Source organism: Leptospira fletcheri, from assembly GCF_004769195.1.
Lineage (GTDB): Bacteria > Spirochaetota > Leptospiria > Leptospirales > Leptospiraceae > Leptospira_B > Leptospira_B fletcheri.
Genome location: NZ_RQET01000004.1, coordinates 1,297,501 through 1,322,591 on the forward strand (window position 1 = coordinate 1,297,501; position 25,091 = coordinate 1,322,591).

The 25,091-nt window shown below is 48.8% G+C and carries 27 protein-coding genes, 1 tRNA gene and 1 riboswitch; of the genes, 13 read left to right on the forward strand and 15 right to left on the reverse strand.

The genetic code is table 11. The annotated features are described in order from the left end of the window. Positions 1-3: 3 nt before the first annotated feature. Positions 4-1,365: a DNA recombination protein RmuC gene (locus EHO60_RS09430; protein WP_246028217.1), complete on the reverse strand. Its 1,362-nt coding sequence runs from the start codon at positions 1,363-1,365 to the stop codon at positions 4-6. 279 nt (positions 1,366-1,644) lie between these two features. Between EHO60_RS09430 and trhO the strand changes: the two genes are divergently transcribed. Together trhO and ygiD are read left to right on the forward strand one after the other, a co-directional pair. Next, the gene (gene trhO, locus EHO60_RS09435) at positions 1,645-2,694 is read left to right on the forward strand and encodes an oxygen-dependent tRNA uridine(34) hydroxylase TrhO (RefSeq protein WP_135767847.1); all 1,050 of its coding nucleotides are present in this window, start codon (positions 1,645-1,647) and stop codon (positions 2,692-2,694) included. Positions 2,695-2,897: 203 nt separating this feature from the next. Then, the gene (ygiD, locus tag EHO60_RS09440; protein WP_246028218.1) at positions 2,898-3,668 is read left to right on the forward strand and encodes a 4,5-DOPA-extradiol-dioxygenase; all 771 of its coding nucleotides are present in this window, start codon (positions 2,898-2,900) and stop codon (positions 3,666-3,668) included. On the opposite strand, the gene EHO60_RS09445 is transcribed toward ygiD, so the two are convergent. Continuing rightward, on the reverse strand, positions 3,655-4,257 hold the full coding sequence (locus EHO60_RS09445) for a 2-hydroxychromene-2-carboxylate isomerase (protein WP_135767849.1): 603 nt from the start codon (positions 4,255-4,257) through the stop codon (positions 3,655-3,657). The two genes, ygiD and EHO60_RS09445, sit on opposite strands and share 14 nt — an antisense overlap. 14 nt (positions 4,258-4,271) lie before the next feature. Further along, entirely contained in the window at positions 4,272-5,285 is a 1,014-nt protein-coding gene (locus EHO60_RS09450) for a zinc-dependent alcohol dehydrogenase family protein (protein ID WP_135767850.1), read from the reverse strand. Positions 5,286-5,437: 152 nt separating this feature from the next. On the opposite strand from EHO60_RS09450, the gene EHO60_RS09455 reads away from it, so the two are divergent. Together EHO60_RS09455 and EHO60_RS09460 are read left to right on the forward strand one after the other, a co-directional pair. Next, positions 5,438-5,836, forward strand: a complete 399-nt coding sequence (locus EHO60_RS09455) for a SufE family protein (protein WP_135767851.1) — start codon at positions 5,438-5,440, stop codon at positions 5,834-5,836. Positions 5,837-5,869: 33 nt separating this feature from the next. Further along, positions 5,870-6,748, forward strand: a complete 879-nt coding sequence (locus EHO60_RS09460) for an alpha/beta hydrolase (RefSeq protein ID WP_135767852.1) — start codon at positions 5,870-5,872, stop codon at positions 6,746-6,748. A 36-nt stretch (positions 6,749-6,784) separates the two neighbouring features. Here the strand turns inward: EHO60_RS09460 and EHO60_RS09465 are convergent, their stop codons facing one another. The 4 genes from EHO60_RS09465 to EHO60_RS17130 form a co-directional block, all read right to left on the reverse strand. Then, the gene (locus tag EHO60_RS09465; protein WP_135767853.1) at positions 6,785-7,339 is read right to left on the reverse strand and encodes a TPM domain-containing protein; all 555 of its coding nucleotides are present in this window, start codon (positions 7,337-7,339) and stop codon (positions 6,785-6,787) included. Between the two features lie 3 nt (positions 7,340-7,342). After that, a complete protein-coding gene (locus tag EHO60_RS09470) occupies positions 7,343-8,224 on the reverse strand; it encodes a TPM domain-containing protein (RefSeq protein WP_135767854.1) in 882 nt (293 codons plus the stop codon). Positions 8,225-8,236: 12 nt separating this feature from the next. Further along, on the reverse strand, positions 8,237-8,848 hold the full coding sequence (locus EHO60_RS09475; protein WP_135767855.1) for a LemA family protein: 612 nt from the start codon (positions 8,846-8,848) through the stop codon (positions 8,237-8,239). 65 nt (positions 8,849-8,913) lie between these two features. After that, positions 8,914-9,051: a hypothetical protein gene (locus tag EHO60_RS17130; protein ID WP_167880179.1), complete on the reverse strand. Its 138-nt coding sequence runs from the start codon at positions 9,049-9,051 to the stop codon at positions 8,914-8,916. A 161-nt stretch (positions 9,052-9,212) separates the two neighbouring features. Here EHO60_RS17130 and EHO60_RS09480 point away from each other — a divergent pair, with 161 nt between their 5' ends. Then, positions 9,213-10,937: a SpoIIE family protein phosphatase gene (locus EHO60_RS09480; protein ID WP_246028219.1), complete on the forward strand. Its 1,725-nt coding sequence runs from the start codon at positions 9,213-9,215 to the stop codon at positions 10,935-10,937. On the opposite strand, the gene EHO60_RS09485 is transcribed toward EHO60_RS09480, so the two are convergent. Both EHO60_RS09485 and EHO60_RS09490 read right to left on the reverse strand, forming a co-directional pair. Further along, positions 10,938-11,879 carry a DMT family transporter gene (locus tag EHO60_RS09485; protein ID WP_135767857.1) on the reverse strand — a complete coding sequence of 314 codons (942 nt, stop codon included), beginning with the start codon at positions 11,877-11,879 and terminating at the stop codon, positions 10,938-10,940. 46 nt (positions 11,880-11,925) lie between these two features. Continuing rightward, positions 11,926-12,639 (reverse strand): hypothetical protein, encoded by a 714-nt coding sequence (locus EHO60_RS09490; RefSeq protein ID WP_135767858.1) that lies wholly within the window; start codon positions 12,637-12,639, stop codon positions 11,926-11,928. A gap of 258 nt (positions 12,640-12,897) precedes the next feature. On the opposite strand from EHO60_RS09490, the gene EHO60_RS09495 reads away from it, so the two are divergent. After that, positions 12,898-13,281 carry a hypothetical protein gene (locus EHO60_RS09495; protein ID WP_246028220.1) on the forward strand — a complete coding sequence of 128 codons (384 nt, stop codon included), beginning with the start codon at positions 12,898-12,900 and terminating at the stop codon, positions 13,279-13,281. Between the two features lie 24 nt (positions 13,282-13,305). Further along, a complete protein-coding gene (locus tag EHO60_RS09500) occupies positions 13,306-13,998 on the forward strand; it encodes an LIC_13076 family protein (protein WP_246028221.1) in 693 nt (230 codons plus the stop codon). Between the two features lie 37 nt (positions 13,999-14,035). Here EHO60_RS09500 and EHO60_RS09505 read toward each other — a convergent pair whose 3' ends face one another. Next, positions 14,036-14,908 carry a class I SAM-dependent methyltransferase gene (locus EHO60_RS09505; RefSeq protein WP_135767859.1) on the reverse strand — a complete coding sequence of 291 codons (873 nt, stop codon included), beginning with the start codon at positions 14,906-14,908 and terminating at the stop codon, positions 14,036-14,038. 119 nt (positions 14,909-15,027) lie between these two features. Between EHO60_RS09505 and EHO60_RS09510 the strand changes: the two genes are divergently transcribed. Next, positions 15,028-16,068, forward strand: coding sequence for a CapA family protein (locus EHO60_RS09510; RefSeq protein ID WP_135767860.1), 1,041 nt, complete (start codon positions 15,028-15,030; stop codon positions 16,066-16,068). A gap of 59 nt (positions 16,069-16,127) precedes the next feature. On the opposite strand, the gene lsa26 is transcribed toward EHO60_RS09510, so the two are convergent. Then, on the reverse strand, positions 16,128-16,865 hold the full coding sequence (gene lsa26, locus EHO60_RS09515; protein WP_135767861.1) for a surface adhesion protein Lsa26: 738 nt from the start codon (positions 16,863-16,865) through the stop codon (positions 16,128-16,130). A gap of 141 nt (positions 16,866-17,006) precedes the next feature. Beyond that, a riboswitch (cobalamin riboswitch) is annotated at positions 17,007-17,183 on the forward strand. A gap of 138 nt (positions 17,184-17,321) precedes the next feature. Here lsa26 and EHO60_RS09520 point away from each other — a divergent pair. The 3 genes from EHO60_RS09520 to EHO60_RS09530 all read left to right on the forward strand — a co-directional run bounded on the left by EHO60_RS09520 (position 17,322) and on the right by EHO60_RS09530 (position 21,310). Then, positions 17,322-19,403 carry a TonB-dependent receptor plug domain-containing protein gene (locus EHO60_RS09520; RefSeq protein ID WP_135767862.1) on the forward strand — a complete coding sequence of 694 codons (2,082 nt, stop codon included), beginning with the start codon at positions 17,322-17,324 and terminating at the stop codon, positions 19,401-19,403. 1 nt (position 19,404) lies between these two features. Beyond that, a complete protein-coding gene (locus EHO60_RS09525) occupies positions 19,405-20,574 on the forward strand; it encodes a hypothetical protein (protein ID WP_135767863.1) in 1,170 nt (389 codons plus the stop codon). An 82-nt stretch (positions 20,575-20,656) separates the two neighbouring features. Beyond that, positions 20,657-21,310, forward strand: coding sequence for an ankyrin repeat domain-containing protein (locus tag EHO60_RS09530; RefSeq protein WP_135767864.1), 654 nt, complete (start codon positions 20,657-20,659; stop codon positions 21,308-21,310). A 33-nt stretch (positions 21,311-21,343) separates the two neighbouring features. On the opposite strand, the gene EHO60_RS09535 is transcribed toward EHO60_RS09530, so the two are convergent. The 3 genes from EHO60_RS09535 to EHO60_RS09545 all read right to left on the reverse strand — a co-directional run bounded on the left by EHO60_RS09535 (position 21,344) and on the right by EHO60_RS09545 (position 22,736). Continuing rightward, positions 21,344-21,730, reverse strand: coding sequence for a PIN domain-containing protein (locus EHO60_RS09535; RefSeq protein ID WP_135767865.1), 387 nt, complete (start codon positions 21,728-21,730; stop codon positions 21,344-21,346). Beyond that, positions 21,727-21,918, reverse strand: a complete 192-nt coding sequence (locus tag EHO60_RS09540; RefSeq protein ID WP_135767866.1) for a type II toxin-antitoxin system VapB family antitoxin — start codon at positions 21,916-21,918, stop codon at positions 21,727-21,729. Before EHO60_RS09540 ends, EHO60_RS09535 begins: the two co-directional genes overlap by 4 nt. 746 nt (positions 21,919-22,664) lie before the next feature. After that, positions 22,665-22,736 (reverse strand) — tRNA-Arg (locus EHO60_RS09545). 167 nt (positions 22,737-22,903) lie between these two features. On the opposite strand from EHO60_RS09545, the gene EHO60_RS09550 reads away from it, so the two are divergent. Further along, a complete protein-coding gene (locus EHO60_RS09550; protein WP_135767867.1) occupies positions 22,904-23,278 on the forward strand; it encodes an LIC10421/LIC12816 family protein in 375 nt (124 codons plus the stop codon). On the opposite strand, the gene tmk is transcribed toward EHO60_RS09550, so the two are convergent. Beyond that, positions 23,255-23,866, reverse strand: a complete 612-nt coding sequence (tmk, locus tag EHO60_RS09555; protein WP_135767868.1) for a dTMP kinase — start codon at positions 23,864-23,866, stop codon at positions 23,255-23,257. The genes EHO60_RS09550 and tmk overlap by 24 nt on opposite strands. A 91-nt stretch (positions 23,867-23,957) precedes the next feature. On the opposite strand from tmk, the gene EHO60_RS09560 reads away from it, so the two are divergent. After that, positions 23,958-25,091, forward strand: a complete 1,134-nt coding sequence (locus tag EHO60_RS09560; protein ID WP_135767869.1) for a trypsin-like peptidase domain-containing protein — start codon at positions 23,958-23,960, stop codon at positions 25,089-25,091.

Sequence of the window (25,091 nt, forward strand, 5' to 3'; positions counted from 1 at the left end):
CTTTTAATCCGCCGAGAGCAGGGAAGGTTCGTCCTCTTCTTCCTCGTCCGCAAAGCCCGAAAGCTTTTTTTTCGTCTCTTCCTTGGAGACGCCAGCGCCTAACTCCATGAGCTCTCCGGCTTTTTTCAGGATATTTCCTTTTCCGGATTTCAATTTCTTCATCGCATTTTCGTAATGTCCTTGCGTGACGCTTAAGGCACCCCCCACTTTTTCCAGGTCCGTCACGAAATTTCCCAATTTTTCCAAAAGCAATCCGGATTGGCGGGCGATCTCTTTTGCGTTTCGGTCCTGGTCTTCTAGTCTCCAGATATTGGAAACCATTTTGAGGGAAATCATCAGGGAGGACGGAGTAACGATGAGGACGTTTTGTTGGTACGCCTCCAAAGCTAGGGAAGGATCTTTTCGAAGAGCCCAAAACAAGGCCGGTTCACTGTAAAGAAACATGAGTACGAAATCCGGAGAGTTCAGACCTTCCAGATATTGGTAGTTTTTCCTGGCAAGATCCTTGGCGTGTTTTCGGAGCGCACCAGCGTGCTGTTCCAAATAGATTTCCTTTTCGGTCTCCTCGGTCGCTCCGTAAAACGAGACGTAAGAGTTTAAGGAGACCTTGGAATCCACCACCACGCAACGGTTACCCGGCAATCGTACGATCACGTCGGGTCGTTTGCCTCCTTCTTCGTCTTTAAAGCTGGCCTGACGAAAAAATTCCTCTCCTTCTCTCAGGCCGCTTCGTTCCAAGATTCCTTCGAGAATTTCCTCTCCCCAGTCTCCTTGGGCTTTTTTGTCTCCTCGAAGAGCCTCCGCTAGATTTTTGGCTTCCGTTTGAAGGCTTTCGTTCGACTTGGTCAGAGAGGAAATATGCTCCTTCAGAGTGGCGGTGCTGATCTTCGTCTCCTGTGCCGAGACTTCCACTTTCTTTCCGAAGCTCTCTATGTTTTCCTTCAATGGCTTTAGTAGGTCCCCCAGCTTTTCCTGGGTTTGGAGATTGAATTTTTGGGAATTATCCAAGAGAGCCTGATTGGCCAGGTTTTTGAATTCCTCCTTTAACTTGGAGGTCAGTTCTTCGAATTCCTTTTTTTGGTTCTCCAATCTTTCCTTTAACAGATCGGATTCCTTTTTCATGGCTTGCCAAGCTCCGATCGCTTGCGTGTTCTTTTCGGAAACGGTTTTGAGGTCCGATTCCAACTGGGTCGTCCTCTCTTTGGAGCGCAGTTCCGTCGCTCTCAATGCAGCGACTTCCATCTTTAATTTTTCGTGCTCGGACGGGGAGATTCCGGATTCCGAACCGTACAATCTCTTTGCTAGGAAAAATGCCAGAGAGAATCCGACTAGGATTCCCACTAATAATGTGATCGAGTATTCCATATATCCTCCTTTCTGGATCCATCGCGATTTCGGGAAATCCATTTCCCGAGACTGGCTTTCCATTGTAAGGATTCTCCGGACAAATTTCCGGTCTTAGGGATCTTTTTGTTCCCTTTCCCGATTTTTAGGCCGGCGCCGTACTTTTGGGCGTCAGACCGGGAAGAATCTATGATACGGAAAATGAGATGCAGGTTCTTCCGAAAAGGGAAACTCTTTTTTCGACTTGCCACCGAACCGGAAGGACAAAACCTATTTTTTGGAACTGTTCCGACCTAAGATATGATAAAGAAACCGTTGCATAACATATACAGTAAGGAGATCTTACGGCAAAAGTTGGAAAACGAGTCCGTTTCGAGACGCACTCTTTCCTTTTACAGGTATGTTATCATTTCCGATCCGAAAACGATGCGGGATCGATTGTATTCCGATTGGGAAGAACTCGGAGTATTGGGACGCATTTATATCGCGAGGGAAGGAATCAACGCTCAGCTTTCCGTTCCGGAGCCGAATTTCGCCGCTTTGCGGGAATACTTGGATCGCACGACGGAATTCCAGGACGTACCGTTTAAAATCGCGGTAGAAGACGACGGTCGTTCTTTTTTGAAATTAGAGATCAAAGTGCGGGAAAAAATCGTCGCAGATGGTCTGGACGACGGAAGTTTCGACGTTACCGATGTGGGAGTCCATTTGTCCGCGGAGGAATTCAACCGTAAGCTGGAATCTCCCGGCTCACTCGTAGTGGACGTACGAAACCATTACGAATCCGAGATCGGCCATTTCGAAGGGGCCTTACTTCCTCAGGCGGATACGTTCCGAGAGGAGCTTCCGATGATCCTGGATCTCCTAAAAGACCAAAAGGATAAGGAAATTTTAATGTATTGTACCGGAGGAATCCGTTGCGAAAAGGCTTCCGCTTATCTTCGGCACCACGGTTTTCGGAACGTATACCAGTTGCACGGAGGGATCATCGAATACGCCGCCGAGATTCGTCGGAAAGGTCTGCCCTCCAGATTTAAAGGTAAGAACTTCGTTTTTGACGGTAGGCTGCAGGAAACGATCGGACAGGAAATCCTCAGCGAATGCCACCAGTGCGGAAATTCCTCCTCACATCACATCAATTGCGCCAATCCCGCCTGTCATGTTTTGTTTATCCAATGCGAGAGCTGTGCGGAAAAATTCGATCATTGTTGTTCGGAAGAATGTAAGGAAATTCACTCACTTCCTCCAGCCGAGCAAAGAAAGTTGAGAAAAGGGAAATCGGCATCGAATCAGCATTTTTCGAAGTCCCGGATCCGTCCCAAAGTCTTCGAATTGCACCGAAAGAATTGACGGTTCTCCGCTTTTCGGCGGCAGAATAGTTTAAATTTGAATTATTTTTCCTTTCCCAAAGTCTAAATCTATACAATATGAGCTTTGACGAACGGTGGCCGAAAGCCGGCATTTCCAGGAAAAGTTTCCTTTGGGGAGCGACGGGATTCGCTTTCGCGGCGGCAGGTTTGGGAAAGTTTCTGTATCGGAGGAAAGAGGAGAATATGGATCGGCTCCCGGTTTTTTTTGTCGGTCATGGAAGTCCGATGAACGCCATCGGAGAAAACGAATTCACCCGGGGTTGGGCAGAAAGCATGAAGGGTCTGCCTCATCCGAAGGCGGTGCTTTGTATTTCCGCACATTGGGTCACCCGCGGGACCAGGATTACCGCCGTGGAATCTCCGAAGACCATACACGACTTTTACGGTTTTCCCCAGGAATTATTCGACGTTCAATATCCTGCTCCGGGAGATCCGGAATTGGCCGGTTCGATTTCCAAGTCCGTTTCTTTCCAACAGATCGAACCGGACTATGAATGGGGGCTGGATCACGGAACTTGGAGTGTGCTCAGGCACATGATTCCGAAGGCGAACATTCCGGTTCTACAACTCAGTTTAGACGGGACGAAACCTGCGGCTTGGCATTACGAATTCGCAAAGGAACTTTCCCACTTGCGGCAGCAAGGGGTATTGATTCTAGCGAGCGGAGATTTGGTGCACAATCTCAGGCTGTACGACTGGAGAAACGAGGAGAAGGTCCCGGATTGGGCGAAGGAAGCGAACGAAACGTTCAAGTCCCTGATCCTAAAACGGGATGCCAAGGCTTTGTCCGAGTATCAAAACCTCGGAACTTCCGCTCAACTTGCGGTACCGACACCGGAACATTACGTTCCTATGTTGTATTCCTTGGCTTTGGCGTCGGACGAAGAAGAGATTTCGTTTTACAACGACAAAATCCAAAGTTCCGTGTCCATGACCAGTATCAAGTTCGGGTGAGGAATTCGAGAGCGTCTTCCAGACGATCGTCTCCCCAGAAAAGCTCTCCACGTACGATAAAACTGGGAGCGCCGAAGATCCCCAGGGAACTTGCCGTTTCCGTATTCTCGCGCAAGGCGGATTTGTTTTCCTGGGATTCGGACTTTTCGAAGATGGTGTCCGGGTTTTGACCCAGCTCTTTCAGGATTTCAGACAGGGTTTCCGTTTCGCCTATATCTTTGTTTCGGGAAAATTCCGCGATATATACTTTGCGGGTGAATTCGCGGACCCACTCGCTTCCGGAAAATGCGACAGCAATTCTCGCGGCCTTCAATCCGTTTTGTGGAAATTTGTCGGGTCGTTCAAAGGGTAGATCGTATTTTTCGCATCTTCTTTCCAGATCCTTCCACATGTATTTTCCTTTGGCGGGGAAAAGGTTGAAGGGGGAGTCCTCCATTCCTTGCTCTTTGAAGATCGGACCTAACAGGAAGGGTTTCCAATTCGCACGAATCCCTTTTTGCGCGCAGAGTTGTTCGATTCTTCCCGCACTCAGATAGGAATAGGTACTCGCGAATTCGAACCAAAAGTCGATCTTATAATTTGCGCTCATCGGTTCCTCCGGTATCAGATTTCGATTACGACTTTGCCGAAATGTTTTCCGTCCCTTAAATATTCCAACGCTTTCGGGAATTCGGAGTACGGAAAAATCCGATCGATCACGGGTCTCATGAGGTTCCGAGAAATCGCAAGATTCATTCTTTCGAAGTCCGATCTACTTCCCACGATCACTCCCTGGATTCTGATTCCCTGCATTAGAATGGGAAAGAGAGAAAGGTTTGCTTCTCCTCCTCCGGCGACCACCCCGATTAGGGCGACGATTCCTCCTGGTTTTACGGACTGGATGGACTTGGAAAGTGTTCCGGCTCCTCCGACCTCGATGACCAAATCGGCTCCCTTCATGTCCGTTTTCTTCCGGATTTCCCGATCCCAATTCGTCTTTGCAGTGTAATTGATCCCTTCGTCCGCTCCGAGCGATTTTGCCTTTTCCAGTTTCTGGTCGCTGGAGGAGGTGACGATCGTTTTGCAACCTAACATTTTAGCGAATTGTAATGCAAAAAGGGATACCCCGCCGGTTCCCAACGCTACCACCGTCATTCCGGGTTCTAGTTCGCCGAACGTGACAACCGCATTGTAGGCGGTGAGTCCCGCGCAAGGGAGAGTGGAAGCTTCCGCATAGGAAAGGTGTTCCGGAAAAGAGATCACGCCTTTTTCCGGAAAAACTCGATACTCGGAAATCATCCCGTCCAGCGGCCCTCCTAGAGTTTCCCGTATGTTGTCCAATCGCGGAGCTCCGGCGAGCCACCCCTGGGAAAAGATTCCGCATACCCTGTCTCCGACTTTGACGTTCTTCACATCCGGTCCGAGTTCCACGACTTCTCCCGCGCCGTCGGAAAGAGGGACTAAAGGAAGTTTTTGTCGGGGATTGTACTGTCCGGTAATCATCAAAAAATCCCTATAATTCAGGGAGCAGGCCTTGATTTTTACCAGCACTTCTCCCGGACCGGGTTTAGGATTGGGACGAGTGACAGAACTCAGATTTTCTATTCCGAAATTGTTGCGGACTTCGAACGCTTTCATGGTGTTTTTCCAGGAGGAATCCTTGGAGAAAAACGGGAGATCGTCCAGCCTAAAAATGGAGGAGGACTAGACGTGGAAAGGGAAACTAATTTTGTTTTGCCACTAAAGCGATCGGTTTTAAGGTAGATGGAGAAACTCCCTGAGGATTCTGCATGCCAAGTTTGGAAGAAACCCAAGAAGAAATCGTAAAGGAATTTTCCGAATGCTCGGATTGGGAGGAAAGATACGGACTCCTGATCGAGATCGGGGATACTCTCCCTTCTTTTCCCGAAGGCAAAAAAAGCGAGGACTTGCTCGTTCCTGGCTGTCAATCTAGAGTTTGGGTTTTACCGGAAGAAAGAGAGGGAAAACTTTTTTTTTCGGCGGACAGCGATTCCGCGATCACTAAAGGGATGATCGCTCTTCTTCTACGGGTATTTTCCGGTCGCACCCGGGACGAAATTCGGAGCGCCTCCTTGGATTTCTTAAAGGAGATCGGACTGGACAAGCATTTGTCCATGAGCCGTCGTAACGGCTTGTATTCCATGGTCAACCGGATCAAAAGTCTATAATAAAATCTGCATATTTATCGGAAGGAGAAATCCATGAAAACGTCGCCGCGGGAATTTTCAAGCAAGGGCACCGTCTGTAGAGGGACATTATATCTTCCTAACGAACTGAAGCCGCCCGTCATCGTGATGGGTCATGGTATAGGCGCCGAAAGGAGATTTAGACTCCCGGATTATGCGGAGCGTTTTTGCAAGGCGGGCTTTGCCGTTTTTCTTTTCGACTACAGAAACCTGGGTGAAAGCGACGGACTTCCCCGAAATTTGATCCATCCGAAGAGGCATGTGGAGGATTTTCTGGAAGCGATCCGATTCGTAAAATCCCTGCCCGAGGTAAAAGGGGAACAATTTGGGATCTGGGGGACTTCCTTCGGAGGAGGGCATGTTCTTGTGACAGCCGCCAAGAGTCCGGACGTAAAAGCGGTGGTTTCCCAAGTTCCGTTCGTGGACGGAATTTCCACCACGAATTCCTTTCCGCTTCTTTATCAACTACAGGGTTTCCTACACGGATTGAAGGATCTGGTTCGGATTCCGTTCGGAGCAAAACCTCATACGGTTCCGATCGTCGCAAGGCCGGGGAGTTTCGCGTTGATGAACACTCCGGATTCGTACGACGGTTATACGAAGTTGATTCCTGAAGGATCGGAATGGACGAACGAAGCTCCTGCCAGGATTTGTCTTCTGCTTCCCATGTACCGCCCCGTGTCGTACGCTTCCAGGATCCAGGCACCGGTGCTGATGCAGATCGCCAAAAAGGATTCCTTGATTCCGTACGGTGCCGCGCTTAAGACCGCGCGTAGGATACGGGACTGCAAAACGAACCTCTTGGATATGGGTCATTTCGAACCGTATTACGGAAAATTGTTCGAAGATACGATTGCGGAGCAGATCGTCTTTTTCAAGGAAAAGCTGAAGTAAGGGAGGATCTTATCCGAGAGAAATCGCGAAAAGGATTCAGGCGAGGTAAGGATCGTCCGGGAGTTCGTTCGGATTTTTTTCTCCCGCAGGAAAATGCTTTCGAAGTTCCTCGGTTAATTTTCGGATTCCCTGGGCTAGACTTTTCTTGTGTTCGGAAGTTTTAAAGCCTTCTCCGATTTCCTTCGCGATCTCGTCCAATTGCGTTTGTCCGATCTTTCCGTAAATCCCGCGATCGGCAAGGATCACGATCTTCCTTTCGGCCAAGAGCAAATAGACCAGGATACCGGTATTTTCCTCCGTATCCCAAATTTTCAGGAAGGAGAACATTTCGAGCGCGCGGTCTCTGGCGGATTTTCCCGACCAGATTTGAGAGAGAGGAAGTTTGGCTTCTATCGCGACGCGTATCTCTCCTCTATGGAGTTTTTCGGATTCGGAAACGATCTCTCCGATTCTTTTGAGATCTTCCTTTTTAAAATATTTTCCTAATAAATTCAATTCGAACGCATGTCCGAGCGGAGTAACCAGGAATTCGGTCACGCTCGCCGCTAGATGGGTTAAAAAACGGGAAAAACGGGAAGTACTTTCGCTCATGTGTCACCAATCCGTGGAGGAACCGCCGCCTCCGAAATCGCCTCCGCCACCGCTCCAGCCGGAATCTCCGCCGGAAGAGGAACCCCAAGAAGACCCGCCGCCCGGTCCTCCCCAGGAACCCCAGGAAGATCCTCCACCCATCCCGCTATTCCAGGCGGAATAAAGCACCAGAAGTATGACGAAGAATACGATCAGGACCGGAAGCATGGTCCAGAAGGAAATCCCCAATAATCCTCCGACCCAATAACCTATACCTGCTGCTGCCACCGCCTTGAAGAAGGAAAACATTCTTCGGAAAAAGATTCCGACGAAAATTGCGACCCCGGCCAGGAGGAGGAAGTATCCGGTCAGACCGATTTTCCCTTGCGGTGTTTCGTGAAACGTAGTGTGAGTGGGTTCGGGTAAGGGTTCTCCTTCGATCAAACCGATGATTTTTTCGATTCCGATCTCGATGCCTTCATAGTATTTTCCTTCCTTGAAGAGAGGTCGGACATACTCGATCTGAATCCGCTTACAAAGTACGTCCGGAATCGCTCCTTCCAGGCCTCTTCCGACTTCGAACCTCATCTTTCGATCGTTCTTCGCGACTAAAAAGATCACCCCGTCCGCGATGGATTTTCGACCCACCTTCCACTTCTCGGCCAGTCGGATGGAATATTGTTCGATGCTTTCTTCCCCCGTAGTGGGGAGTACGAGGATCGCTACCTGGCTTCCTTTGCGTTCTTCCAAGCTTTTCAATTTTTCCTCCAAAGAGGAAATCTCTTCCGAGCTTAAGGTTCCTGTCAGGTCCGTGACTCGGTGGTGCAGCTCGGGCAAAGAGATCGGTTCCGAAAGAACGGATCTTACACTAAAGAAAAATACAAGGAATAAGAAGGCGCGCTTCAAAAGACTTTCCGCTTAAAACTGAACCTGCGGGGGTTTGGAAATTTCCTTTTCGTTTTCCACGGTAAAATTCGGTTTGGGGGAATATCCGAATATTTTCGCCGTGATCACATTCGGAAACGTGCGGACCGTCACATTGTATTCCTGTACAGACTGGATGTACCGGTTTCTGGAGACCGTGATTCTATTTTCCGTTCCTTCCAATTGCGCTTGGAGGTCCAAAAAATTCTGGTTGGACTTCAGGTCCGGATATTTCTCCACCACGACCATCAAACGAGAAAGTGCGGAAGTCATTTGTCCTTGGGCTTGCGTGAATTTTTTGAATAGCTCGGGATCGTTCAGTACTTCCGGAGTCGCCTGGACGGAACCCACGCTGGCCCTTGCCTTGGTTACTTCGGTCAGCACTTCCTTTTCTTGGGAGGCGTAACCTTTGACCGTGTTGACCAGATTCGGAATCAGGTCCGTTCTTCTTTGGTACTGGTTTAATACTTCCGACCAAGCCGCTTTGACGTTTTCGTCCTGGATTTGGATGGTATTATAACCGCAGCCGTAAAACGAGAATGACACGCAAACGACTGCAAATAAGGAAATTTTGCGTAAAAAACGGGAAATCAATCCGAGGGACATTTCCACCTCCGAACAAGCGAAATATCGCCCGGGAAATGTCCCTTGCAACCGGTTTTCCTACCGGATTAGGCCGCTTCCTTCGGAAAGTTTCGGTTTTTTTCTTCCGCCCTTTTCCGGATTTCTTCGATGAGTTTGTCCGCGAGAATTTCGGCTAGGGCTGCGATTTTCTCCTGATTGATCTGTTTTTTCTGCTGGGTTTTCATGGGGGCTCCTCCGCGATTCGATAGGGGATAGTTTACGGATTCTCCCGGACAAATCTCCGGTTCCCGGGAAAAAAACGGGGAAAATTTCAGACTTTCCACGGCCGATATTAAGAGGAAGGCTCGAAACGATCGGCGTTCGGAATCTAGGTAAGGATTGGCACTTGGAATATAGGAAACGACTCGAGGAAATCGAGCGAATCGAAGGTTATATTACTAGAACTCCCGAGGGAATTTGGTGCTATGAGTTGGAGCCTCCGGTCGATGTAAGCCTACCTTTGGAGGAACAGGTAAAAATCCTGTACGAAACCGCCAGGCTGACCCATTGCAACGATACCATGGCCAGGATGTACGGCTATCGAAATGCGGAGGAAATCAAGGGTCGGCTGCTAAAGGATTTTTTGGCATTCGAAAACCGGTTTAACAGGATCGGATTATCTGAATTCATAAGATCCGGTTACAAGACTCACGATTCGGAATCGGTGGAGGTGGATACCGGCGGAAAGCGGAAATTTTTCCTCAATACGGCGCTGGGAATCATAGAGAAAGGTAGATTAGTCCGAGCCTGGGGAGTGCAAAAGGACGTCACTTTTCTCAGAAGCGCAGAGAGAAGGTTAAAACGGACTCTCGAACTGGAAAGTTTGTTAAGCGAAATAGCCAGAAATTTTTTGAGAACCGCTCCGAGCGGTACGAACGAAGCGATCCATTTCGCGTTGTCCAGATTAGGTAAGTTCTGCGATGCGGACCGGGCCTATGTGTTTTTATACACACATTCGGGGCTGACGGTATCCAACACTCACGAATGGTGCGCGGAAGGTGCGGAGTCGAAAATGCACCGACTGCAAAATCTTACGGTCGAGGAGTTACGTAAGGAAAGCCTGATTCTTTTGCGTTCCCAAGGTTTTTTGCTTATGAATTCCGCGGACGAAGTTCCGAAATCGGACGAATCCCTTCGATCCTTCTTTTTGCGTCTTTCCTCCCGCTCGGGCGTAGTGACTCCTCTTCTTTCCAACGAGGATGATCTCGGGTTCGTGGGATTCGATTCCGTCAGAGGGCAAAAGCTCTGGACGCAGGAAGATATCAACGTTCTGAAATTGGTTTCGGACCTGATCGTTTTGGCCTTCGATCGAAAAAAAAAGGAGGCGGACTTAAACGACTTTTACGAGAGAATGAACCACGATTTGGAATTGGCCAGGTTGACGCAGCGTTCTTTGGTCGCCCGGGATTTTCCTTCTTCTCCCTTTTATCGGATCGAAAGTTATTTCAGACCTTTCGAAAAGGTAGGCGGTGATATCATCACTTATATACAGCACGAGACGGGAGTGGTGGATATTCTATTCGGGGATGTTTCCGGTCACGGGATTTCCTCGGCTATGGTTTCCGGAATGGCGGTCCTCTCTTTCCGTCACCATGCAAAGACGGGGATTTCTCCCGCGGACGGAATCCAGCAATTCGTTCGGGATCTCAAGCCTATGGTGGTGGAACACCATATCGCCGCCGTTTGGGCTAGGTTCTTTCCCTTGGAAAGAAAATTGGTTTATTCGTACGCCGGGCATCCGCCTATTCTTCTCTTTCGGGGAAAGGAAATGCAGGAGTTGAAAGGGATGAACCTGCCTCTATTGATCTTCGATTCCATCGAATACTTCAACGAATCCGTACAGCTGCAAACCGGGGACAGAATCGTATTTTACTCGGACGGGATGTACGAAATCTTCAACGCGCAAGGAAGGATCCTGGATCTTCCCGGATTTCATTCCATTCTTTTGGAACATAGAAACGTCGTTTCTCCGGAGGAATATATAGAGCAGGTGGTTTCGGAAGTGTTCTCTTTTTCGGAAGGTTCTTTCGGAGACGATATGGCGATGTTGGTTCTGGATATTACCGCCTAATCATTGTCTTTCCTTTTTGCGGCCCAGCAGAAACACTCCGGAGAGTACGAGAATCGTTCCCGCTAGATTTTCCAGAGTGATCTTTTCGTTCAAAAGACCTGCGGAGAGAAAAAGTGTGAAGATCGGACCCGCGCTTCCCGCGATCGAAGCCTTGCTGGAGCCGATTCTTTGGATTCCGGCCGTGGTCAAAAAGGCGGGCAGAACCGTGGTTAGAAATCCCAAAGCAAGACCGTAGGCGTAGACTTGCCAAGGTTGTTCGACGAGAATTTTCCAATTCTTCGTGACTAGAAAATGGAAAATCACGAAGGCTCCGGACCAAAGCATCAAGAGAGCCGTGAATCTACGGGATCCCAATTTCGGAATCAATTCCCCGCTTCCGATCAAGTAAACGGAATAGGCCAAAGCGGATAGAAACACCAGACCTGCTCCTAGGAAAGCTTTGCCACCTTCCGCTTTTGCGTCCGGCAAGAATGCCAGGAGGATACCGGAATATGTGAGCGCCACCGCGTACAATTCCACCGTATGAGCCCGCTTTCCTAGAAAAAGAAAACTCAATAGCAGAACGATCGCAGGATACGTGAACAATACCAATCTTTCTATGGACGCCGAGAGGTATTCCAATCCCCAAAAGTCGAAGAAGCTGGCCAGATAATACCCGATGAAAGCCAGGAATACCACATTTCTGTAATTCTTCGGCGAGATGGGAAGGTTCTCGGTACGTTTCGATTCCCGGTAGAGAACGAATGCAAAAAACGGAATGGCGAACAGCATTCGAAGCGTCAGCACCGTAACGGAGTCGATTCCGTATCCGTATACCAGCTTTACCAAAACTCCCTTGGAGGAAAAGAGAACGGTTCCCGCGAGTGCATAAAGAAATCCTTTTGCTTCTTCTCCCGTTCCGGAAAAGAACCGGTACGACGATCTTGTTTCTTCTCCGTTCATTCTTCCAAAATTCCCGCGGCTTTCTTTCCTGAAAGCAGGAATCGGATCATTCCCCCAAAAAGAAGGAATTCAGATCTTTTCTTTGTAGGAAATATCCGCCTCTCGGATTTTTGGCGGGGAAGAAGAGGTCGTTCCGAGCCGACTCCGTTAGACCCGCTTCCTTGATCTCCCGTATTTTCGTATAACATTCGGAGAGAAACAAGGAATGTCCGCAACCCAATAGATGATATCCTTCGTGCACTAAGGTCGCGGAAGGTGTGCTCCAGAAAAGTTGGTTTAGAGAAAACCAATGGGCCAATACGTATCCTCTCGATCCTGTGTTTCTGTCCACGGCCCCTAAGACTTCCGGTAAAGGAATGAAGAAGAAGGCCAAAACGATCTGGGCGATCTGATAGAAATAATCCGTACTCTTCGCTCCTGCGAACGCCAAGATCCGATCGCAACCTTCGGGGAGGGGAGCATGAACTAGATCTTCCAAGATCGCGATACCGGTCCACCCCCGGCGTTTCCATTCCGTGATACGTACCGTTTCCGCTCTCAGTCGATACAACGCTAATTCGTCGTTCCAGGAATCCATCAAGGAGGAGATCCTTTCCGTGGAGACGTTTTCGTCCTTCCAAACGCATACTTTGAGGGTTTGTGTTTTGCCGTATTCCAGCGAGTTTCGTACGGATTCCCTGTGGAACCCCACCGTAGTACAATCGGTCAATAGGAAGAGTAGGAAAAACAGCTTGGGGAAGTGCGTTCGAGACGGGAGCATTTTTCGAAAACGATAGGCTCCGATCGGAGGAAATAAATACAAGTCGAAATACCTTTCCCTTGTTCCCGTCCGCAATTTCGGAAAATCTTTTTTTTCCAAAACAGCGAACTTAGGACCCTAGGGGAAACGTCCGAAAAGAGTACTATGGCCAAGACATCCCCAAAGGTATCCAATAGGAAAAAAAGATCGGTATCCTTTGCCGTGATGCTTCTTTTGCCTCTTTTCCTTTTTATAACGACGGCTTTTGTAGGAAGTTGTTTGAAATGGAACCGGGTTCGTACCGAAGCCGCTTTTGAGGAACGTTTGAACCCTCTGGAAAAGATCTGGCGTTCGATCCAATTGAAGTCGCTGGCTCGGGAACACGGAACCGATTACCGGGAAAAAATATCGGAAAACCAACGTCGTACCTTAGGAATTCTGAGAGAATCCTTTTTGGAATCCTTGCTTCCCAAATTTCTCTTTTTGGCTGTGGTCGTTTTGATTCCTTCTTATTTCTTTTTCCAGCTTATTCGGGAAGGATTGCCTCGATCCAAGTCCACGACTCCGTCCCATTCCAAAACGAAATCGAAAACGACTCACACTTCTTCCCGCTCGGGCTCCTATAAAAATCCAGTAAAATCCCAAAATAGATTGCTTAGATGAGTCGGATCCATCGAACTTGCCCGTATGGAACGAGGAACGTCTCGTAAGGTTGCGGCTCTCTGGATGATCTGCTCTGTAGGTTTGCAGGTCGCTTGTAGCTTCGAGAAACGTCTGGAGTTTTCCCAACCGGAAAAAATCGCCCTAGAATCCGACGCTCAACCTTGTTCTCCTCTCGGCCAATTCAATCGCTGGTACGCGTTTTACGGACTATGGCAACTTTCCTCGGAACCTGCTTTGCCAAAGCAAGAAGGAAAAGTTTACGTCTTGGAAAGTTATGCGGAATGGCCCCAAGTTTCTCTTTCCCTGGTTTTGGGTTTTTTATCCTCCGTATCCGTTCGAAAAGTGAAGATTACGGAATGCGATACCACCACTCGATTCATTCATAAAAAGGATTATGATTCTTTTTTCGAATCCGAGAGGGAGAGGGCCAGGACGGATTTTTTTGCGGAGAGCGAAAGAACCTTCGAGGATTCCCTTCGGAAATATCTGGATAAGAGCAGTCCGGCGGATTCTGCGGGCAAGAATTATAGCACCATCATTTATCGGACCGGTAGGATCCAAGAGGCGAGGGTCCTGAGCCAGGACGTGGATAACATCCAAGTGGAATGGGATGAAGGGGAACAGAAGAAGGAGTCCGTCATACCGAAAAAAGAGATCTATAAGGTGATCTTCGCGACCAAGGTGATTCGAGTGAAGGAAAAACCCGGCTCGAACTAGCAATCGACTTTTCGGTTCCGCGAAATCCGAATTCGGATCAATATTTTGTCTTACCGAAGGAGAGCGCCATCATGTCTCCTTGGTCGAAGAACTTGACGGCCCAGTCCGAAATTTTTTTCGACACCTTGAATTTCCAACCTGCATTCTTTCTCATCGTTAGGCCGCTTCCATAGCTGATATGAGAGAGGGGCAAGTATCCGAGTTCCATGCAGAGCTTTTCGATTCCGTCCAGGCTATAATAATACAGGTGCTCCGGCACGTTTAGGTATCTCCATTTGGGACCTAAAGTGCGGGCCAAGAGTCCGTAACGACAAGTGGAGAGAATCAATCTCCCTCCCGGTTTTAAATGGAGAAGGATTTTTTCCAGGGTTTGTTTGGGGTAGTGGAGGTGTTCGAGGCTCGCCCAAAGGGTTATTAGATCGAATTGTTTTGTTCCGGCGGGATCCCAGGTCAGAAAGTCCGTCTGTTCCACATCTAATTTCAGCTCGTTTACGGCAAAAGCGACCGGCCCGGAAGCGATGTCGAGGCCCTTGGCCTGCCAATCCCGGTCTCTCAAATAGTCCAAAAAATACCCCGCCGCACAACCCACATCCAAGGCGGTTTTGGAAGGTCCCAGGTTTTTTTCCCAGGTAAAGAAATCCAGATCTCCTAGGTTCAAATTGTACACCCGGGAGATTTCCCTCTTCGTGGATTCGGAATAATAATCATCGTACCCTCTGTCCGTCCTTCGGGTAAAATAGGAATCCTCGTAGTATTTCGCCACTTCCCCCGGGGAAGGTTGAGGGTTTACTTGTACGAGACCGCATCGTTTGCATTCCACGATACGAAACGTTTCTCCTCGCGAACTTGCCTTCGAAAACAAAGGGCGAAAATCTTCCGTATAGCAAGTATTGCAAGGGATTCGGTCCATATAGTTTTCTCATCGGTACTTCGGGAAAAGCCGAGGCCAAAATTTTATCTTGAGGATCGGCGTTTCGGTACCATCGAAAACGGCTTTTCGGAAAATCAAGGTCGGAAAAATCTCCCACTATGCAGAGAATTCCGTTTTTTTTGAGTCGTGCGATTCTCCTCTTGGCCTTCGTTTCGAATCCGATTTGGGCCGAAACGGAGACGATCAAGATCAAGGCTGTCGGCGATTTGGTGATGGGAACGAATTATCCCGACAATCGACTTCCTTCCGACCCGAGAAACACTCTTTTCTCCTCAGTGGAATCCTCCCTCCGCGGTGCGGACATCCTTTTTGCGAATTTCGAAAGTACTCTTACGGATTATCCTACCTCCTCCAAGAATATCAATCGCCCTCTGATCTTCGCTTTTCGGACTCCTCCTTCGTATGCAAAAATTCTAAAGGATGTGGGTTTCGACGTTCTTTCCATCGCGAATAACCATAGTTTGGATTTTCACCAGCAAGGTTTCGACGATACCGCTAAGAATCTTTCCGCCGCCGGACTCCGGTACACCGGAAAAAAAGGCGCCATCACTTACATGACAGTAAAGAATACCACGGTTGCTTGGATCGGATTCAGTCACATGAAGGCCGCTCACAATAACGTGAACGACATTGCGGACGGTGTTGCCCTGGTCAAGGAAGCAAAGAGAAAAGCCCAATTGGTCTTTATCTCCGTGCACGGAGGATCGGAAGGAGGTCCTGCGCTCCACGTCAAGAACGAGCAGGAAAGGTTTTACGGCGAGTACAGGGGAAATCTAGTCGCACTGTCCCACGCATTGATCGATGCGGGGGCCGATCTATTTATCGGTCACGGTCCTCACCTGCCTAGGGCCATGGAACTTTATCGAGGAAGATTGATCGCGTATTCCTTGGGAAATTTTTTGGGGTACAGGGTGTTTTCCACGAAGGGTTACGGCGGATATTCTTTGGTATTGGAAGCGGATCTGGATCAGAAGGGAAATTTCGTAAGAGGAAAAATTTTACCTCTACAGCTCAGCCAAAACGGAGTTCCGGCTCCGGACCCCGAAAACAAAACGGTAGAACTCTTGCAATCCCTGACCAAGGCGGATTTTCCCGGTAAGGGTCCGAAAATCCATTCCGACGGAACGGTCCTGCCTTAAGGTTTTCGTTTTGAAGAAGGGAAGATCCACCCGTTAGCGCGGTCTTCCCTTCTTTTTCGTCAATTGGACGGTGGAGGCGACTCCAAAGCTCCCGCCGGGTTTTTAAAGTTCACTTCGAACAGATCGTAATGGGATTCCCTGGCTCCCGTGGTAAATGCGACGGAGATCCCTAAGAAGTATTTCAGGTTGAACCTCATCGCGGACCAGGCGAAATTCGCGATGTCCTCGTTCGTAACGGAAAACGGATGGACCTTTCCCCTGGTTTCGTCCAGAAAAATTCCTTCGTACGTTCCTATTAAGGTTCCCTTATATTCTAAATTTAGAATCCTACCGGTGACGGAAAAATTTCTCTTGGATCCCGTCTTGGGCCCCGCGAGTTTTTCCGCGATCTCTTTCGTCAAAACGGTCTCCTGCTTTTGGGCCGACAGGACTTCGAAGTCCGTCGACAAGGCGAGAGGTGTGATTCTATGGATTCTATAATGAACGAGTACGTCCTGATTTAGGCTCTTGTTCAAAAAATTCACCGCGTCGGTAGTTTCGGGTCTGACGCTGAAAGGAACTTTTTTCTTTACCGGAGTGAAGCATTCGTCCTTCATTTCATCGCATTTTTCCGACGCGTCGAAGGACATCATTTCCAGAGTGCCTTCGTACGAATCGAAGATGAGTCCTCTGCTTTCGAATTGGGTCAGTTTCGCTACGGCCCAACCTTCCGAGTAGGTTCCGATCGCGGATACGGAAGAAGCGGAAAAGAGTACGATTCCGGTGAAAAGCCATAGTGACAGATTGTTCAGTTTCATTCGGGGTTCTATGCTCCGGGTTTTTTCGTGAATTTTGGATGCAAACATTCTGGCTTTAGACCCGACGACTTCAAGAAAATATTTCATTCTGCGAATGAAAAGGAGGCAAATCGATCTTTTTTGCGATTGCCTTGCCGCTTTCGAGAAGAAAGCTGGATTCGCAAGCAGAGGGAAAAAGGGAATCCGGTGCAAAACCGGAGCTGAGCCCGCAGCTGTAAGTGCCTTTTAAAAGGGGACGGCAACCGCCACTGTCCGATTGGACGGGAAGGCGCCGATCTCCGGCACGAGCCAGAAGACCTGTCCTAACGCTTATCGATTGTCGGACTTTCGGGAATTAAGGTCGGGCGGGAAGTCCTTTCGCGCGCCTTTTTTAGTCCGCTCGTATCTTCTCCCGTCCGGGAGAAATTTTTGGCCCCCTTAGATACAGGTACTTTTCTTAAAGACGGATCTTTTGATTTGCGCCGGAACCGGTTCTTCCTGTTCGGGTTGGCTTTTTTTTCTATCTCCATTTTCGCGCAAGGCCAGACCACGCAGGAATCCGCTCCGATCCGAGTTTTGGGTAAGGTCGCCGACTCTTCCCAGCCGGAAAATTTTCGGAAGAATCCGAGCGGATTCCAGTCTTCCATCAATCTGGACCAATATAGTTCGCGTTATACTAGCTTGCCGGATGTCTTGGAAAGGGAAGCCGGTGTTCGAGTCCGTAGATACGGGGGCTTAGGTTCTTATTCGACGCTTTCCTTGAGAGGCACGAATCCCAACCAGTCTCGGATTTTTATAGACGGTGTTCCTTTTAACAATTCCCAAGGAGGGGAGGTCAATCTTGCCGATTTACCCTTCGACAATCTGCAAAGCGTGGAAGTGTATCGCAGCGGGGCTCCCGTCGGATTTTCCGGATCGGCGATCGGGGGAAGCGTGAACCTGGTCACTCGAAAATCCACAGGACTTCCGAAAACAAGGATCAACCTAGGAGGAGGAAGTTTCGGTACGGGAAAAGGAACCTTGGCACATACAGGAACATACGGAGGAATCGGCACCAGCCTATTTTTTTTGGGAGAGAAATCCGATCAGAATTTTCCGTTTTTGAATCCTCACGGGACAGTGATCGTAAATCCGTACGATGATACAGTAGATCGAAGGAGAAACGCTCAATACGAAAGATCCACCGGAATGCTCGGCCTGGACGGAGATCTAGGCCGTACGAAAATCCGATTTTGGAATGATCTAAATTATCGTTCCCAGGGAATTCCGGGGCCGGCATCCAATCAGACAACCCGGGTTCACCGGAAGTATCTCAGAAACACTTCTTCGGTTTCCACGGACACCAAAGGATTGTTCGACGGGCGTTTCCGGATGGAGACCCGGGCATTTACCACATTTGCGAACGACCAACTCTATGATCCCAAATCGGAATTTTCTTCCGGCGCTCCCAATTCCTCGGCTAAGATCCACCAATCCGGTCTGCAAGCCACTCCTACGTTTTATTTACTGGATTACGGGCAGATCGTCCGTACCCATTTCGGATGGGAGAGAGAAACCTTCGGCCGGAGTAGGAGCAACGTCAATAACCAAGATGTGATTTATGAACCGGAAAAATCCCGTACCTATCTGACCGCTCAGTTGGAGGACGAGATCCGGTTGTTCGGTGAAACATTGATTCTTACTCCAGGCGTTTCCTGGGATCTTTATCAGGATCGTTTCCAAACCGATACTCCTTGGTTCCAGAGACAGGATCCGTTAGCGTCGGCCAATAAGAGCACTTCCTTTTCCAATCCCAAGACAGGCGTACTGTATAAGCTGTTCGAAACACAAACGGCCTCCTTAGATTTCAAAGCCAATGCTTCGAAGCAATACAGGATCCCTAGTTTTCTGGAATTGTTCGGAGAAGTCGGCACCATATTACCCAACGATAGTTTAAAACCGGAGAAGAGCGGAAATTTGGACGCCGGATTTTCGGGAAAGTATTCGGCCGGAAATCTTCGGTCCCAAGCTTCCGTTTCGTATTTCCGGAAAAGGATTTCGGATATGATTCTTTTCATTCCGAATTCTCAATTTACCTTGAGACCGGAAAATATAGACTCCGCGAAGATAGACGGTGCGGAAGTTTCCCAAAAAACGGAGTTCAAAGGTTGGAAGTTCCTGGTCGATTATACTTATCAATTGGCGATCAACACTTCCGACGCGCCGTATTTGAAAGGGAAATACCTTCCGCTTCGACCGAAACACGAACTCTCTTCCACGTTAGGCTACCGCACGAAGAGATGGGAAGGCGGAGTAGAACTGGTTTATGTAGGCGCCGTATTCAAGGATAGAACCAACGAATACATCAATTACCAGCCGGCGAGACAGATCTGGAATCTGTATTTGACGTTCGTTCTCTATTCCTCTTCGGAGGAGGAGGGGAAGGCGGCGGAAAGAGCGCCTCGAGAACTCCTACTTACGATGGATTTTCGGAATGCGGGAGACAAAAAGGTGGAAGACATCGTAGGGTATCCTCTTCCGGGAAGAAATTGGTTCGCGACCTTAAGCGGGAGGTTCTAAGATGAGGTTCCGTCGAATTCTAATCGGACTTTTACTCTTCGCTTCGATCGACTGCGAGGATATCAAAAGGCCTCCATTGTACTCTTTGTTTTTGACGCCGAACATTTCGGGAAACATAGGAGTGGTAACGACAGACTTCAGCAGTTCGGGTCGGTTCAAGGTATTGAATCCGGACCTGAAAGTCTCGTATCCTGGGTTGACTCCCATTCATTCGGATGCGGTCGGTCGGTATTATAACGGAAAAGTGTATATTATTAATCGGTTAAATCGAGATAGTGTACAGGTACTGGATCCCGATCTCGCCTTTCAGACCGAGGCGGAATGGTCCATGGGAGCGGGAACCAATCCGGGAGATATCGAATTCGCGGGTCCGAACAAGGCATACGTATCTCTCTACAATTCCCGCTTCCTAAAGATCATCAACCCGAGTAACGGCGCCTCGTTGGGAGCTTTGGATCTAGGCGGATATTCCGAGACGACCTCCACTTCCGGAATTCCGGACGGACTTCCGGAAATGTCCGGGATGAAGATCGTGGGAAATAGCCTTTTCGTATGCTTGGAAAGATTGGACCGAAACGATCCGAGCGGATATTTTCCTCCGAGCGGAGTTTCCTATCTTCTGGAAATAGATATCGTTTCGGATACCGTTCTCGCTGTTTATCATTTCCCTTTTGCCAATCCCGTCGGGAAACCCCAACTTCTGAATCTTTTCGGAGAGCCGCATTTGGTGATAGCGACGCCGAATCGGTTGGGGTATATCAGCGCGTTGGACGGCGCGATCGTCGCGTTCCAACTTTCCACGCGAAGCTTCCGAGCGAATCCGCTGTATCTGGAAACGACTGCGGGAGGGGATCTTATGGTGGTACAGATCGCTAACGACCATCTGGGTTATGCTAGTGTTTTGGACGCTTCTTTTAACAAAACGTTACAGGCTTTCGATCCTTCTACAGGAGTAAAATCCGCTACGTTACTTTACATACCTTCCTCCTTCGACGCTAGCCTTTCCGCGCTGCTACTCGGCTCGGATCGAATCTTGTACGTGGCAAATACCGAATTTACCAGACCAGGGGTGAGCATGTTCGACACGTCGAACGGAAATTCTCTTCTCACTCCGCTTCCGATTTCGGTGGATCTACAGCCCTTCGATCTTTTTAAGTTACAAGAGAATTAGATTTCTTTAAGGCTTAATCCGAATTGACAAACTTCGGATTTCGGTCACTATCCCTCTTTGAGCTTCGGGAGATATTTTACCCATGTCCGATATATTTCATTTGATCGCTTCTGGACAAAAATCCCAGGTGATCTTTGCATTGCGCGAAAATCCTTCTCTCGGATCCGTGGCGAATCCGGAAGGGATCACTCCGTTTTTATTCGCACTGTATTATGGAAAAGAGGATATCATCCAGGCCTATTTAGGTTTGGAGATTCCTCTGAATTTGTTCGAGGCCGCAGCTATCGGAGACGAAAAAAGAGTGGGGGAATTATTGGCAAAAGATCCCGACGCGGCTCGATCCTATAGCAAAGACGGTTGGACTCCCTTGCATCTGGCGGCGCATTTCGGGAGAACTTCTTTGGTCGCTTATCTTTTGGATCATGGCGCCGATCTCCAAGCAAGATCCAAAAGTAAATTCTCTTTCGGCAACACTCCGCTTCATTCCGCAGTCGCCGCGGGAAGGGACGAAACCGTGAAATTACTGATCGAAAAGGGAGCCGACCCGAACTTCAGTCAGGAGGAAGGTGGATACACTCCTTTGCATATCGCAGCTTCTCGGCAAGGGAATAGTTCCATAGTCGCTTTCCTTTTAAAGCATGGTGCCGATCCGGAGCGAAAAACGAATGAAGGATTGAGCGCAAAAGAGATCGCCTTACAGAGAGGAAATTGGAAAGAAGTGGAAGTGCTGGAGTAGCGCGGTCGGGAGAAATGAATGCGTAGCGGCGTCTTAATAAATTTTCAGCTTAAGGGTTTCCTTCATTAGCTTAAAATGTTTATCTAATGTGAAAAGCAATACTTTATTTTGAACGGCATTTTGGGCGATGATCAGATCTGGGATGCCGACATGATTGATTCCGTTTTTAAGATTCAGGATTTGATACTCGATGACTTGCTCCCAGTCGATTTCCAATGGGAGACGTTCGACTGCTTCTAAGGAAGCGATAATTTTCGATTGCCTCCTTAATTTCAAAAAAGGAATCAACTCGGTCAGAATCAGATCATTCGTGTAGATATTTTCGGCATCAATCAACTCGTCGACACTGGCCGAAATTGGCGAGTCGGCATTCCTAAAATATTCGATCCAAACGGATGAATCCAATAGAACGCGACTCATCGCTTCCGTAAATCATTCAGATCAATCGGGAGATTGACGTGACCTTTGTATTTTTTTAGGTCTTTTAACTTTTCCCTTCTGATCAGAGAGGTAAGTCCTTCCTTAATTACTTCGGTTTTGGTTTTCAGACGAGTCAATTTCATCGCTTCCAAAAATAGTTCTTCCGGAATATCTACGGTCGTTCTCATAATATGCATAAAATAGAGAATTTATATGCATTGTCAATGCTTTACTTTGGTGCGCGATAGTCGAAAATCGGACAACGAATGTAAGGAAGAGTGTAGCTCTTAAAAGCGAATTTTCGAACGCGACAGCGATACGTAGGGTGCGAAGCAGTCGCAAGCGTTCGGAAATGGGAATCAATGGAGTGCGGAAAATCTTTGCTTGCGACCAAAGCCCGGAGTAGCGCGGTCCCGCGGTGCGGGAGTCGCTCTTGCACCTACCAGGACTCGCCGAACCGCAGTTTGCCTTCGTGGCAAACTAAGCTCCACGGCGTCTCGTTCTTGCCTCGCCACATCCTGCGGCTCGGTCGCAAGCATTTACGCTCCTTATGGTCGCTATACTTGCTCTCAAGAACTTGCTTCGAGTCCTTGTTCTATCTGCACCTACCAGGACTCGCCGTTACGCAGTTTGCCTTCGTGACAAACTAAGCTCCACGGCGTCTCGTTCTTGCCTCGCCACATCCTGTGGCTCGGTCGCAAGCATGTACGCTCCCTATGGGTCGCTATGCTTGCTTTCCAAGAACTCGCTTCGAGTCCTTGTTTCTCTGCACCTACCAGGACTCGCCGTTACGCAGTTTGCCTTCGTGACAAACTAAGCTCCACGGCGTCTCGTTCTTGCCTCGCCACATCCTGTGGCTCGGTCGCAAGCATGTACGCTCCCTATGGGTCGCTATGCTTGCTTTCCAAGAACTCGCTTCGAGTCCTTGTTTCTCTGCACCTACCAGGACTCGAACCTGGACCCCAGGCTCCGGAGGCCTGTACTCTATCCGTTGAGCTATAGGTGCGGTATGGAGGAGAGTTTTTTGGACGAAGCTCCCGAGTCAACAGCATTCTATGCAATCTTTCGAACCGAAAAGAGGGGTATTCCCGTTTTTTCGTGTACAGAAAAAGGAAGGGTCCTATTCTACAGACAAAAAAGTAAAAATCCTTAGGGATTTAGAAATAGAGACCCATGAATCAGAAATTTGGTTTGAGACCGGTGCATTTCTGGAGGATCCTTTCCGGATTGGTCCTGGTTTTATCGTTTTTTCCCCTGGCCGTCGTTTCCTTTTCGGCGGAAGAAGAAGCCCGACTGACCGAGAAAGCTTTGGTTGAAAGCCTCTCCACACCGGAACAAAAAGAAGTCGTCCGAAAATACCTACAGAGCCTTGCAAAGAGGAAACGGGGCGAGGCGAATCATTTGCGGGAACTAGCTGCCGAGGAACCGAAGCTTTCCTCCGGATCGGACCGTAAAAGAAAACTCTTGAACATGGCCGACCAATTGGATCGAGAAGCGGCCATCCATGAGGAAACTCTTCGAAACCTAGCGACTCTTTCCACAAACTGAGAGGATTTTCTTCGCAACCAGATCCGCGAGTTCTTCCGGACGTCGGTTCGCGTCTAAGCGTACCGTATTTTCCGGAAGGATGCTTTCATACGAGTTTCGTATTTTTTCCAGAGTTCCTAGAGATTCGAATCTTTCCTTGGCCTCTTTTCTTCCTTCCAAGCGAGCCAGAGCTTGTTTCGGCTCCAGATCCAAATAAAAAAGAAGATCCGGTTCAGGAAAGCCGTAAGCTCGATTTCTTTCGAGTATTTCCCTGGCGGAAAATTCGGGACCGGACTGGTATGCAGCCGTGGAATACATGTATCGATCTAGCAGGACGATTTTTTCTTCGTTTAACGCCGGGAGAATATTCCTTTGGAGGGAGACTTCCCGATCTTTCAGAAAGGCTCCGATTTGCTCTTCTCCCGAAAGTTCCAGTTCTCCACTCAAAAATTTTCTAAGATAGAGTCCCGTTTCGAATTTCGTGGGTTCCGCGAAGCAAATTGAGGGAACACCTTTCCGGGAAAGTAGGTCGAATACGTGACGGCTCAAGGTGCTTTTTCCGCTGCCGTCTAAACCTTCAAAAACAAAAAATCCCGGATGTGGTGCCATTAACGTTTTCCGAAACCAACTTGACAGAGTCGATTTCCGGCGAATCCTGATGCGTACCCAACCGGAATCCCATTCCTGAGGAAAGGAATCCATGAAAAAAACCGACAGATTCAAAAATTTCCTGGTGATTTGCGTGTCCGTGCTTGCGGGTACTCTTATTTCGCCCGTGCTCTATTGCGGAACTTCCAATAATAGCTCGTTATTTTTAAATGCGAAGGCGGATCGGGAACCGTCCGCGTCCGCAAAAGCCGCCATTTCCATCCAACAAGCGTTCGAAGAAGTGTATACGAACACTTCTCCGAGTGTGGTTTCCGTCGCTACGGAACGTACCGTGACCCAACAAGGGTTCGATCCTTTTTTCGATTTTTATTATGGACGTCGGGGCAGGGTACGGCCTCAGAAAGAAAAACAGAGCGGACTCGGTTCCGGAATCATTTTGAGTAAGGACGGATACATTCTTACCAACGAACACGTGGTCGGTGGTTGGGATAAATTTACCGTCAGTACGAAGGATGGAAAGAAATTTCCGGCTCAATTGGTGGGCTCGGACCAGACCATCGATGTGGCCCTACTTAAGATCCAGGCCGAAGCGAATCTGGTCCCCATCGAGTTAGGCGATTCTTCCGCCGTTAAAGTGGGAGATTGGTCGATCGCGATCGGCGCTCCCTGGGGTCTAGACCAATCCATGACCGTGGGCATCGTTTCCGCAGTGGGCCGAGGCGGAATCGACAATTCGGGAGTCCATTATATCCAGACCGACGCCGCGATCAACCAAGGGAATTCCGGTGGACCTCTCCTTGACATCAACGGAAGAGTCATCGGAATCAATCGGATGATCGTGTCTCCGAGCGGAGGTTCGATCGGGTTAGGTTTTGCGATCCCGATTAACGAGGCAAAATCGATCGTAGAAGAATTGAAATCCGGAGGAAAAGTCAAACGTCCGAAACTAGGAGTAGGCTTGGACGATGTGACGGAAGAGATCGCTAAGGAGTTGAAACTTCCGGCGGTTGCAGGAGCCTTCGTGAGACAAGTGGTGAACGGAAGCGCAGCTGCCGACGCCGGGATCGAAATCGAAGACGTGATTTTGGATATCGACGGAACCAAGGTCAAGAACGCGTCGGAAGTCGTCGCCAAGATCCGCGGATCGAAAGTCGGTCAGAGACTTACCATCACCGTGTTCCGAAAGGGACAGACCCTCAAGATTTCGGTTAAACTTAAGGAATAA